General features: G+C 71.0%; 9 protein-coding genes. All 9 read left to right on the top strand.

The genetic code is table 11. The features are described 5' to 3' along the window. The first annotated feature begins 18 nt into the window (after positions 1–18). The 9 genes from rpoN (at position 19) to fliF (ending at position 12,356) form a co-directional block, all read left to right on the top strand. Entirely contained in the window at positions 19–1,419 is a 1,401-nt protein-coding gene (rpoN, locus tag M3M27_RS09830) for an RNA polymerase factor sigma-54 (protein ID WP_140721438.1), read from the top strand. A gap of 15 nt (positions 1,420–1,434) precedes the next feature. Then, entirely contained in the window at positions 1,435–1,812 is a 378-nt protein-coding gene (locus tag M3M27_RS09825; protein ID WP_140721440.1) for a response regulator, read from the top strand. Continuing rightward, entirely contained in the window at positions 1,809–3,269 is a 1,461-nt protein-coding gene (locus M3M27_RS09820; RefSeq protein WP_434027919.1) for a sigma-54 dependent transcriptional regulator, read from the top strand. Before M3M27_RS09825 ends, M3M27_RS09820 begins: the two co-directional genes overlap by 4 nt. 189 nt (positions 3,270–3,458) lie before the next feature. Continuing rightward, complete coding sequence (locus M3M27_RS09815; protein WP_434027918.1) at positions 3,459–4,652, top strand: DegT/DnrJ/EryC1/StrS family aminotransferase; 1,194 nt, start codon at positions 3,459–3,461, stop codon at positions 4,650–4,652. Beyond that, positions 4,645–5,808: a hypothetical protein gene (locus tag M3M27_RS09810; protein ID WP_434027917.1), complete on the top strand. Its 1,164-nt coding sequence runs from the start codon at positions 4,645–4,647 to the stop codon at positions 5,806–5,808. Before M3M27_RS09815 ends, M3M27_RS09810 begins: the two co-directional genes overlap by 8 nt. Further along, entirely contained in the window at positions 5,805–6,566 is a 762-nt protein-coding gene (locus M3M27_RS09805; RefSeq protein WP_434027916.1) for a class I SAM-dependent methyltransferase, read from the top strand. The genes M3M27_RS09810 and M3M27_RS09805 overlap by 4 nt, the downstream gene beginning before the upstream one ends. A 9-nt stretch (positions 6,567–6,575) precedes the next feature. Next, complete coding sequence (locus tag M3M27_RS09800; RefSeq protein WP_434027915.1) at positions 6,576–10,118, top strand: glycosyltransferase; 3,543 nt, start codon at positions 6,576–6,578, stop codon at positions 10,116–10,118. Between the two features lie 118 nt (positions 10,119–10,236). Next, positions 10,237–10,608 (top strand): flagellar hook-basal body complex protein FliE, encoded by a 372-nt coding sequence (gene fliE / locus M3M27_RS09795; RefSeq protein ID WP_140721448.1) that lies wholly within the window; start codon positions 10,237–10,239, stop codon positions 10,606–10,608. 11 nt (positions 10,609–10,619) lie between these two features. Further along, positions 10,620–12,356, top strand: coding sequence for a flagellar basal-body MS-ring/collar protein FliF (fliF, locus tag M3M27_RS09790; RefSeq protein WP_140721451.1), 1,737 nt, complete (start codon positions 10,620–10,622; stop codon positions 12,354–12,356). Positions 12,357–12,358 lie beyond the last annotated feature (2 nt).

Here is a 12,358-nt window from a genome sequence, read left to right as displayed (position 1 = left end):
ACGCCATGGGGACCTTGCATGAAGCCGACCATTTCCGCCCAGCTGGGCCAACAGCTCCACCTCACCCCGCAACTGCTGCAGTCGATCCGCCTGCTGCAACTGGATGGGTTGCAGTTGGAGCTGGAAATCCGGCGTGCCCTGGAGACCAACCCCCTGCTGGAACTGGAAGAGCCCGGCGACGAGGCGCCCGAGCAGGGCGATGCCGCCGGGGCGGCACTGGAGACGGCGGCCTTCGACGAGCTTCCGGAGGGCTCGATGTGGGACGTGGCAGGCGCCAGCTGGAACGGCGGCGAGGACGACCGCCTGCAGCACATCGCCGCGGGCGAGTCCACCGACCTGCACCTGCGCGTGCTGCAGGCACTGGCGCTGGAACTGGACGAGCGCGAACTCGCGGTCGCCGCGTTCTGGCTGGAACACACCGACGAGGCCGGCTACCTGCAGGAGGCGCGCGAGCCCCTCGCCCTGCTCGCCTCGGCCCGCCACGACCTGCCGGGCGAACGCGTCGAGGCGATCCGCCAGCGCCTGCTGCACGGCGAACCGGCCGGCCTGGCCGCGGCGGACCTGCGCGAGTGCCTGCTGGCCCAGCTGTCGGCGCTGCCCGGGCCGGTCGCCGCGCGGCCCCTGGCGACCCGCATCCTCGCCGACGGCCTCGACCTGCTGGCCGGCCACGATTACCCCGCCCTCGCCCGCCGCCTTGATGCCGAGGAAGCGGACGTGCGCGAAGCGGTGCGCCTGATCCTGTCGCTGCGCCCGCGCCCGGGCGAGGACACGCTGGCCGGCGACCACGGCCACGTGATCCCCGACGTGGTCGCCTGGCACGCCGACGGCCAGTGGCGCGTGGCGCTGAACCCGGCCACCACGCACCGGGTCGGGATCCACCCCGGCTACGAGCGCGCCCTGGCCGATGCCGACGCCTCGCCCGCCATGCGCGAGATGCTGCAGGAGGCGCGCTGGCTCACCCGCGGCCTGTCGATGCGCTACGAGACGCTGTTGCGCGCCACCCGCGCCATCGTCGAGCGGCAGGCGGCGTTCCTGGCCCGCGGCGAGGAGGCGATGGCGCCGCTGACGCTGAAGGAGATCGCCGACGCGATCGGCATGCACGAATCGACGGTCTCGCGCATCACCACCGGAAAGTACCTGCAGACCCCGCGCGGCACCTTCGAACTGAAGCATTTCTTCGCGGTGCGGCTGGAGGGCGCGAGCGTCTCCGGAGCCGCCGTGAAGGCCATGGTCAAGCGCCTGATCGAGAGCGAACCGGCCGGCCGGCCGCTCGCCGACGAGGCCATCGCCGGCCTGCTGGCCCGCCAAGGCGTTAATATTGCGCGCAGGACGGTGGCCAAGTACCGCGAGCAACTCGACATCGCACCCGCGCGCGAGCGCCGCCGCAACACCAAGCCGCTGCTGGCACGCGCGGGATGAGCAAAGGGAACTGACATGAGCAAGCTGACCGTCCTGCTGGTCGACGACCACGAAGGCTTCATCAACGCGGCGATGCGGCATTTCCGCAAGATCGAGTGGCTGGATGTCGTCGGCAGCGCCGCCAACGGCCTGGAGGCCATCGAGCGCTCCGAGGCGCTGCGCCCCAAGGTGGTGCTCATGGACCTGGCGATGCCGGAAATGGGCGGCCTGCAGGCCACCCGCCTGATCAAGACCCAGGACGACCCGCCCTACATCGTGATCGCCAGCCACTTCGACGATGCCGAGCACCGCGAGCACGCCCTGCGCGCCGGTGCCGACAACTTCGTCAGCAAACTGTCCTACATCCAGGAAGTCATGCCGATCCTGGAGGGGTTGACCGGGATGCGCCCATGAGCGAATCGCGCATTCTGCTGATCGACAGCGACGCCGTCCGCGCCGAGCGGACCATCTCGCTGCTCGAGTTCATGGACTTCAACCCGCGCTGGGTCAGCGATGGCGCCGACCTGAGCCCCGGCCGCCACCGCGGCGACGAATGGATGGCGGTGATGGTCGGCTCGGCCGAGGACGCCGCGCAGGCCGACGCGTTCTTCGACTGGCTGGCCGGCACCAAGCTGCCGCCGCCGGTGATGCTGATGGACGGCGACGCGCAGGCGTTCGCCGCGGCCCATCGCATGCACGAGGCCAATGTCTGGCCGCTGGAGACGCCGTTGCGCCATGCCCAGCTGGAGGCCCTGTTGCGCCGGGCCAGCCTGAAGCGGCTGGATGCCGAGCACCAGGCCGGCGCGCAGGAGCCCAGCGGCCCGACCGGCAACAGCGAGGCGGTGGTCAGGCTGCGCCGGCTGATCGACCAGGTCGCCCCGTTCGACACCACCGTGCTGGTGCTGGGCGAGTCCGGCACCGGCAAGGAAGTGGTCGCCCGCGCGATCCACCAGCAGTCGCCGCGACGCGACGGCCCGTTCGTGGCGATCAACTGCGGCGCGATCCCGCCGGACCTGCTCGAAAGCGAGCTGTTCGGCCACGAGAAAGGCGCCTTCACCGGCGCGCTGAGCGCGCGCAAGGGCCGCTTCGAGATGGCCGAGGGCGGCACCCTGCTGCTCGACGAGATCGGCGACATGAGCCTGCCGATGCAGGTCAAGCTGCTGCGCGTGCTGCAGGAGCGCAGCTTCGAGCGCGTCGGCGGCCACCAGACCATCCGCTGCAACGTGCGCGTGATCGCCGCCACCCACCGCGACCTGGAAGCCCGCATCGGCGAAGGCCAGTTCCGCGAGGACCTGTTCTACCGGCTCAACGTGTTCCCGATCGAAATGCCGGCATTGCGCGACCGTGCCGACGACCTGCCGATGCTGGTGCAGACCATCGCCGCGCAGCTGGCGCGCACCGGCCGCGGCGAGGTCCGCTTCGCCGACGAGGCGCTGCAGGCGCTGCGCGGGTACGACTGGCCGGGCAACGTGCGCGAGCTGACCAACCTGGTCGAGCGCCTGGCGGTGCTGCATCCGGGCGGCCTGGTGCGGGTGCAGGACCTGCCCGCGCGCTACCGCGGCGATTTCAAGGCGACCCCGGTGGAGGAACCCGCGACGGCACCGGCCGCCGAGCCCGCCGCCGCTCCGGCCGGCGGCGAGACGGCATCGACCCGCGAGCCTCCCGCCGCCGCGACGAGCCTGCCCGAGGACGGCATCGATCTGCGCGACCACATGGCGAACATCGAACTCGCCCTGATCAACGAAGCGTTGCAGCGCACCCAGGGCGTGGTCGCCCACGCCGCCCAGCTGCTGGGCCTGCGCCGCACCACCCTGGTGGAGAAGCTGCGCAAGTACGGCATCGACCGCGAGCAGACCGAACTGAGCGGCTGAGCGCCGCGGCCGGTGCCGGCTCCCCTGTGGGAGGGACTTCAGTCCCGACAGGGCTTTGCCGGTGGAGGCCGTCGGGCTGAAGTCCCTCCCACAAGCCGGATTCCCGGCGCCCGGGCAGTGGCACGCGGCTTGCATCGCTACGGTCGAACCGGCCGCAGCCGCGGCCGGCCCGCCCGCGGAGCTCCGCCCATGTCCCCTCCCGTCGCCCCCCTGTCGCTGCTGCCGGGCCTGGCCGCGTTCGCACCGCCGCCGGCCGCGGCGCCGGCGGACGAGCCGATCTACGTCACCCGCCCCAGCCTGCCGCCGCTGGCCGAGTTCCTGCCCTACCTGGAACGGATCTGGGAGCGCCGGGTACTGACCAACAACGGCCCGTTCCACCGCGAGCTGGAGCAGCGGCTGGCCGAGCACCTCGGGGTGGAGCACATCTCGCTGTTCGCCAACGGCACCCTGGCGCTGGTGACCGCGCTGCAGGCGCTGCGCATCACCGGCGAGGTCATCACCACCCCCTACAGCTTCGTGGCGACCTCGCACGCGCTGCTCTGGAACGGGATCAAGCCGGTGTTCGCCGACATCGACCCGCACACCCTGAACCTGGACCCGGCGGCGATCGAGGCGGCGATCACCCCGCAGACCACCGCGATCCTGCCGGTGCACTGCTACGGCCAGCCCTGCGACGTGGCGGCGATCGAGACCATCGCCGACAACTACGGGCTGAAGGTGATCTACGACGCCGCGCATGCGTTCGGGGTCGAGGACGAAGGCGGCAGCATCGTCCGCCACGGCGACCTGTCGGTGCTCAGCTTCCACGCCACCAAGGTGTTCAACACCTTCGAGGGCGGCGCGATCGTCAGCCCAGACGCGCGCACCAAGCGCCGCATCGACCATCTCAAGAACTTCGGCTTCGTCGACGAGGTGACCGTGGTGGCGCCGGGCATCAACGGCAAGATGAGCGAGATCAACGCCGCCTTCGGCCTGGTCCAGCTGCAGCACCTGGACCAGGCGCTGGCGCGGCGGGCGCGGATATCCGAGCGTTACAGCGAGGGATTGCGCGGCGTGCGCGGGATCGAGCCGGTCGTCAACAGCGCGGTGCGGCGCAACCACGCCTACTTCCCGATCCTGGTCCGGCCCGAGTACCCGCTCGCGCGCGACGCGCTCTACCAGGCGCTCAAGCAGCAGGGCATCCATGCGCGCCGCTACTTCTACCCGTTGATCAGCGCGTTCCCGATGTACAAGGGCCTGGCCTCGGCCGCACCCGAGCGGCTGCCGCACGCGCAGGCGATCGCCGGCCAGGTGATCTGCCTGCCGCTGTACCCGGACCTGACGGCCGAGGCCCAGGACCGGATCATCGCGATCGTCCGCGACGCCGGGCACGCAGGTGGCTGAGTGCGGCGCGCGCGCGGCCGGCGAACGTTTCGTGATGTTCTCCGGCGCCAACGAGCGGGCGCTGGTGGCGCTGTGCCGTGCGTTCGCGCGGCGCGGGCTGAGCTGCTCGATCGCCGCCCGGCCCGGGCCGGACCCGATCCGGCATACCCGCTACCGCGCCTGGATCGAGGCCGAGCGCGGCAGCGACCAGCTGGAACTGCAGGACCTGCTGCGCTGCGTGCGCGCGATCGCCGCGCGTCATCCCGGCCGTCGCCTGCTGCTGCTGCCGACCGCCGAATCGGTCAACCGCCTGGCGCTGCGCCATCGCGCCGAATTCGAGCAGGCCGGGCTGCAGGTGCCGCTGGTCGATGAGGCGATCTACCTGGCGGTCTCCGACAAGGCCAGCCTGCTGGCGCTGGCCGCACGCTTCGGGCTGGAGCCGCCGCCGATGCTGGAGGCGCCGGTGGCCGAGGCATTGCCGCTGGTCGCCAAGCCGCGATGCGAGTTCGCGCCCGACAGTGGCCGCAAGCTGTACCCCGAACTGATCTTCGAGCGCGCCCGGCTCGAACGCTTCCTGGCCACGCACGAACCGGACCACTACTTCTTCCAGCGCTACCTGGACGGCGCCAGCTACTACTACCTGGCGCACTTCGACCGCGGCGGCAACGCCCGCTTCGCCTACCAGCGCAACCTGGCGCAGCAGGCCAACGGCAAGTCGATCGTGGCCGCCGAGCTGTGCGAATGCCCCGACGCGGACACCCGGCAGCGGCTGCAGGCGATGTTCCGCGCGATCGGCTACCACGGCTACGCGATGGTCGAGGTGATGCTGCTGCACGGGCGCAGCTACCTGATCGAGGTGAACCCGCGCTTCTGGGGGCCGTGGACCCTGGCCGACCGCGCCGGTTTCCTGCCCGAGGCCTGCGACGGGCGCCCGCTGGCGACGTCCGGCGCGCGCAGCGGGCGCTACTTGTGGCTGGGCGGCTGGCTGGCCGAGCGCCGCGCCGGGCGGCGCATGCGCCGCTATCCCGGACTTCGTCTTCCGACCCTGCTGGCGCTGGCCTGCAGCGACGTCTACCTGCGGCCGGACAGCCTGCCGCTGTTCCTGCGCGAGCTGCTGCCGCCGCCGCGCCTGCGCTCCCCGCACCCCGCACCCTCCGGCTCCGGATCCCCGTCATGAACGACTCCACCGCCCTGCGCGAGGCTTTCGCGCGCACCCGCCGCGGTTCCAAGCACGCCTGCTACCAGGACATCCCTTCGCTGCTGCAGCCGCTGCTGCCGGCGCCCGCGCCCGGCGAACTGCGCCGCCACGACCGCGAGCGCCTGCGCTACCTGCTGGCGCGGCTCGGGGTCGCCGGCCGCTCGGTGCTGGACATCGGCTGCAACGGCGGCTTCTTCCTGCTGGAGCTGCTGGCGGCCGGCGCAAGCCGGGCCACCGGCTACGAGGGCAGCCGCGACCATGCCGAGTTCCTCGCGCAGGCGGCCGCGGCGCTGGGCCTGGGCGAACGCCTGCAGGTGCATCCGCGCTACTACGACTTCCAGGGCGACAGCGCGCACCACGACGTGGCGCTGCTGCTGAACGTGCTGCACCATGTCGGCGACGACTACGGCGACCGCGGCCTGAACATCGCCGGCGCGCGCGAGGAGATCCTGCGCAGCCTGCGGCGCATGCGCGAGCGGTGCGACGTGCTGGTGTTCCAGCTCGGCTTCAACTGGAAGGGCGAGCGCGACGCCGGGCTGTTCGCGCAAGGCAGCATCGCCGAGATGGTCGAGTTCGTCGAGCAAGGCGCACGCGGCAGCTGGCGGCTGCGCCACGTCGGCGTCGCCGAGCGGCTGGCCGACGGCGGCATAGAGTACCGCGAGCTGGGACCGGACAACGGCCACCGCAAGAACGAACTGGGCGAATTCCTGAACCGCCCGCTGTTCATCCTCGACTGACCGCCGCCCATGCATCCCAGCCGCCTCCACCGCCGCATCGTCCATCCCTACTACCTGCTCGCGCCGGACTACCGCGAGTCCTCCTCGGGCATCCAGTGCGTGCACTACCTGTGCCACGCGCTGAACCTGGAGGGCGCCGAGGCCTACGTCACCGGCTGCTCGGTCACCCATCCGCGGCTGAAGACGCCGCTGCTGGACGCGGCCACCCGCGAACGCCACCTCGCCGAGAAGCGCCGATTCATCGCGATCTACCCGGAAATCGTCAGCGGCAACCCGCTCGGCGCCGAGGTCAGCGTGCGCTACATGCTCAACCGCCAGGGCGTGCTCAACGGCAATGCGCTGGATGCCGGCCCGGACGACCTGTACTTCCACCACCGCGAGGAATTCGTCGATCCGGCCCATCCCGGCCCGCTGTTGACTGTGCCGATGGTCGACGTCGGCCTGTTCTCGCCGGAACCGGCGCAGCCGCGCACCCGTGCCCTGCTCTATCTCAACCGGGTGCCGCGCGCGGCGGTGGACTTCTCGGCGCTGCCGCCGGACATCGAGGTGCTGTCGATGGACGCGCCGCTGCCGCTGGAGGCCCTGGCCGACGCCTTCCGGCGCGCGCGCGTGCTGTACAGTTACGAATCCTCCACCACCTGCCGGCTGGCGATCATGTGCGGCTGCCCGGTGGTGGCGCTGTCGGCGCCCGGCTACGAGCGCTATGCGGTCACCGAGGCCACCCGCCGCGATCTCGGCGGCGGCTTCGCGTCGAGCGACGATGCGCAGGCGCTGGCCGCCGCACGCGCCGAGACCGCCGCGGCCTGGCGGCTCCACGCCGACGGCGAGGCGCGCTTCTGGCAGCAGCTGGACGGCTTCATCGACGTCACCCAGCAGCGTGCCGCCGACGTCCCGACGCCCGCCGCGCCGCTGCAGCGCTGGCTCGAAGCACGCCATGCCAGCCCCGCGCAGCGCGCATCGGTGCAGGCCCGGGTGCAGCGGCTCGGCACGCCGCAGCTGCAGCTGTTCGTGCTCGCCGCCGATGCCGGCGACGTCGCGCTCGCCGCGACCCTGGCCTCGCTGGCCGACAGCCCGTTGGCAATGCAGGCGCACGTGCTGGCGCCACAGCCGCCGGCTGCGCCGGTGGCCGCCAGCGTGCACCCCTGCGCCGACCGTGCCGAGCAATGGGCGCGGATCAATGCGCTGGCGGCCGCACATCGGCACGACTGGCTGATGATCGTGCAAGCAGGCGAACGCTTCCTCGACTCGGGCCTGCTGGTGCTGGCGCGCGACCTGGCCGGCGCCACAGACATCCGCGCGGTCTGCGCCGACGCGATCATGTGCGGCGAGGACGGCAGCCTGTCGGCGCTGCTGCGCCCGGACTTCAACCTCGACCTGCTGCTGTCGATGCCGTCGGCGATGGCGCAGCACTGGCTGTTCCATGCCGATGCGTTCCTGCAGGCCGGCGGCCTCGACCCGGCGCGCGGCGAGGCCGCCGAGCTGGACCTGCTGCTGCGCCTGGTCGAGCACGGCGGCATCGAAGGGCTCGGCCATGTCCACGAGCCCCTGCTGGCGGTTCCGCCGCAACGGATCGCGACCCGGCAGCAAGAACTGGACGCGATCGCGGCCCACCTGCGCAATCGCGGCTACGACCAGGCGCGGATCGAGCCCGGCCTGCCCGGTTGCTACCGCATCCACTACGGCCACCAGGCGACTCCGGGCGTCTCGATCGTCATCCCGACCCGCAACCAGTTCGGGCTGCTGTCGCGCTGCGTCGAAAGCCTGCTGGAAAAGACCGCCTACAAGAACTACGAGATCCTGATCGTCGACAACGCCAGCACCGACGCCGACGCCTGCACCTGGCTGGACGGGATCGAGGCGATGGGAAACCCGCAGCTGCGGGTGCTGCGCTACCCGCATCCGTTCAACCATTCGGCGATGAACAACCTGGCCGCGCAGCACGCGCGCGGCGAGTACCTGCTGCTGCTGAACAACGACACCGCGGTGCTGCAAGAGGACTGGCTGGACGCGCTGCTCAACCATGCCCAGCGTCCGGAGGTCGGGGTGGTCGGCGCCAGGCTGCTGCGTCCCGACGGCCGCATCCAGCATGCCGGCATCGTACTAGGCATGAGTTCTCCGACCGAGTTCCCGTTCGCCGGCCAGCCGCTGGACGCGCCGGGCTACATGCACCGCCTGCAGGTGGACCAGGACTACAGCGCGGTCAGCGGCGCCTGCCTGATGATCCGCAAGTCGCTCTACGACGAGCTCGGCGGACTGGACGAAGGCTTCGAGGTGTCGGGCAACGACGTGGACCTGTGCCTGAAGGTGCGCGCGGCCGGCTATCTGGTCGTGTGGACGCCGCATGCGCTGCTGATGCACGAGGGCGGCGCCAGCCTGGCGCGGGTCGATGCGCGCAGCATCCAGGAAAAGGCCCGGAGCGCCGTCGCCGACCAGGACCGGCTTTACGAGCGCTGGCTGCCGATGATCGCCCACGACCCGGCCTACAACCGGAACCTCACCCTCAACGGCGCGGCGTTCCAGGTGCAGACGGAGTCCCAGCTCAACTGGCGCCCGCTGAGCTGGCGCCCGCTGCCGGTGGTGCTCGCTTCCCCGGCCGACCAGGCCGGCTGCGGCCACTACCGCATCATCCAGCCGGCGCGCGCGCTCGAAGGATTCGGGCTGGCCGAGACCATCGTCAGCCAGCGCTACCTGTCGCCTGTCGAGATGGAGCGGCTCGCCCCGGACACGCTGGTGCTGCAGCGGCAGATGACCGAACAACAGATCGAGCAACAAAAGCGCGTGATCCGCTTCAACAGTTGCTTCAAGGTCGCCGAACTGGACGACTACCTGCCCAACGTTCCCAGGAAGAGCGCCCACTACGGGACCTTGCCCAAGGACATCCTCAAGACCATGCGCAAGGCATTGACGCTGGTGGACCGCTTCATCGTCTCCACGCCGGCCCTGGCCGAGGCATTGGACGGCCTGCACCCGGACATCCGGGTGGTCGAGAACCGTCTGCCGCTGCCGTGGTGGGGCCAGGCGAAAGGCTTGCGCCGCCAGGGACGCAAGCCAAGGGTCGGCTGGGGCGGCGGCGCGGGCCACCGCGGGGATCTGGAGATGATCGCCGACGTGGTCGCGGCGCTGGCCGACGAGGTCGAATGGGTGTTCTTCGGCATGTGCCCGGACGGAATCCGCCCGTACGTCCACGAGTTCCATCCTGGCGTCCCGATCGAGGACTACCCGGCAAAACTGGCCTCGTTGAACCTGGACCTGGCCCTGGCGCCGCTGGAGGACAATCTGTTCAACCAGTGCAAGAGCAATCTCAGGCTGCTCGAGCTGGGCGCCTGCGGTTTTCCGGTGGTGTGCAGCGACGTGCGCCCGTACCAGTGCGACCTGCCCGTGACCCGGGTCAAGCCCCGGTTCCGCGACTGGGTGGACGCCATCCGCATGCATGTCCACGACCTGGACGCGGCCGCGAAGGCGGGCGATGCATTGCGCGAGGCGATCCATCGCGACTGGATGCTCGACCAAACCAAGGCCCAAGCCTGGCTGGCCCAGTGGCTGCCGGGGTGAGGCCATGGCCGCGTGCCGTGGCGAGCCCGCCATCCCATGCGGGCCCCGCCGGAATCCCGACGCGATTCCGGCACGCCGCTTGCATGAATGACCGTGCCCCACCGGCATGGTCATTCCGATGAGCGATTCCATTTCCTCGATCCTTTCGCAGATCCGCAGTTACCAGGGCCAGATCGGCCAGGCGGGCGCCACGGCGACCGGCGACGTCGCGCGCGGCAATGCCATCCAGGGCCTGCCGGGGCCGGACGGCGTGCAGGCCACCGCTGCGCCCAGCTTCACCGAGACCTTGCGCGGCGCGCTCAGCGGCGTGAACCAGGCGCAGCAGGCGTCCGGAGCGCTGGCCAAGGCGTTCGAAATGGGCGATCCCAGCGCGGACCTGGCCAAGGTCATGGTCGCCGCCCAGCAGTCATCCATCGCCTTCCGCGCCACCGTGGAAGTCCGCAATCGACTCGTCCAGGCCTACCAGGACGTCATGAACATGCCGCTGTAAGGGTCTAGGCGATGGCACTCGCACTGAGCAAGGAAAACCTCGCCAACACCTCGGAGAAGGCCGGGGCGTGGTTCGACCGCATCCAGAGCCTGCAGATCACCCGCCGGCTCGGCCTGATGGCGATGGTCGCCATTGCCGTGGCGGCCGGACTCGCGGTGTTCTTCTGGTCGCAGAAGCCGGCCTACACGCCGCTCTATACCGGCCTGGACGAGAAGGCCACGGCCGAGGCCACCGACCTGCTGCGCACCGCCAAGATCCCGTTCAAGATCGACCCGGCCACCGGTGCGATCACCGTGCCCGAGGCCAACCTGCACGACGCGCGGCTCAAGCTCGCTGGTTCCGGCCTGACCGACAGCGGCAGGCTCGGCTTCGAGCTGATGGAAAAGGATCCCGGCTTCGGCGTCAGCCAGTTCGTCGAGAACGCGCGCTACCAGCACGCGCTCGAAACCGAACTGGTGCGCACCATCACCACGCTGCGCCCGGTCCGCGACGCGCGCGTGCACCTCGCGATCCCAAAGCCGAGCGCCTTCACCCGCCAGCGCGACGTCGCCAGCGCCTCGGTGGTGCTGGAACTGCGCGGCGGCCAGACCCTGGAACGCAACCAGGTCGATGCGATCGTGCACCTGGTCGCCTCCTCCATCCCCGATCTCGCGCCGGAACGCGTCACCGTGGTCGACCAGAGCGGCCGCATGCTCACCATCGCCGATCCCAACAGCGACGCGGCGATGAACGCGGCGCAGTTCGAGCAGGTGCGCCGCCAGGAGCAGTCCTACGGCCAGCGCATCCGCGAACTGCTCGAACCGATGACCGGCCCCGGCCGCGTCAATCCGGAAGTGAACGTGGACATGGACTTCTCGGTGGTCGAGGAAGCGCGCGAGCTGTACAACGGCGAGCCGCCGAAGCTGCGCAGCGAACAGGTCAGCGAGAACAGCTCCAACGTGCCCGGCCCGCAGGGCGTGCCCGGCGCCGCCAGCAACACCCCGCCCGGCCAGGCCGGCGCGCCGGCCCCGGCCAATGCCGGCAATGGCGCCGCTCCCGCCGCGGCGCAGGCGCAGCAGGCCGCCGCGGCCAATCCGACCGAGAGTTCCCGGAGCGCCACCCGCAACTACGAGCTGGACCGCACCCTGCAGCACACCCGCCAACCGGCCGGCCGCATCAAGCGCGTGTCGGTGGCGGTGCTGGTCGATCATGTGCCGCGGCCGGGCAGCGACGGCAAGATCACCGAACAGGCGCTGAGCGCGGCCGAGCTGACCCGGATCGAGGCCCTGGTGAAGCAGGCGGTGGGTTTCGACGCCGATCGCGGCGACACGGTGTCGGTGATGAACGCGCCGTTCGTGCGCGAGAAGCCCATGGCCGAGGAAGGCCCGGCCTGGTGGGAAGACCCGCGCGTGCAGAACTGGCTGCGCCTGGGCGTCGGCGCGCTGGTGGTGCTGGTGCTCGCCTTCGGCGTGCTGCGCCCCACCCTGCGCCAGCTGGCCGGCGCGATGCCGGCCCGGCGCAAGGACGAGGCGGACGGCCGCCGCGAACCGCAGCTCGCCGACGTGCGCATGCTCGACGAGGACGGCGAAGGGTTGCTGTCGGGCTTGGCCGAGGACACCGCGCAGCTCGCCGCTGACAAGCGGAAGGAAGCCATCGCCCTGCCGTCGGATGCCTACGAGGACCGCCTGCGCCAGGCGCGCGAGGCGGTCAAGGCCGATTCCAAGCGGGTGGCCCAGGTCGTGAAGGGATGGGTGGCCAATGAAGCCTGACG

The sequence above is a fragment of the Xanthomonas boreopolis genome, from assembly GCF_046529185.1.
GTDB lineage: Bacteria > Pseudomonadota > Gammaproteobacteria > Xanthomonadales > Xanthomonadaceae > Pseudomonas_S > Pseudomonas_S boreopolis.
The sequence above is the reverse complement of the archived record's forward strand: the minus strand, read 5'-3'. Positions and strand labels throughout refer to the sequence as shown.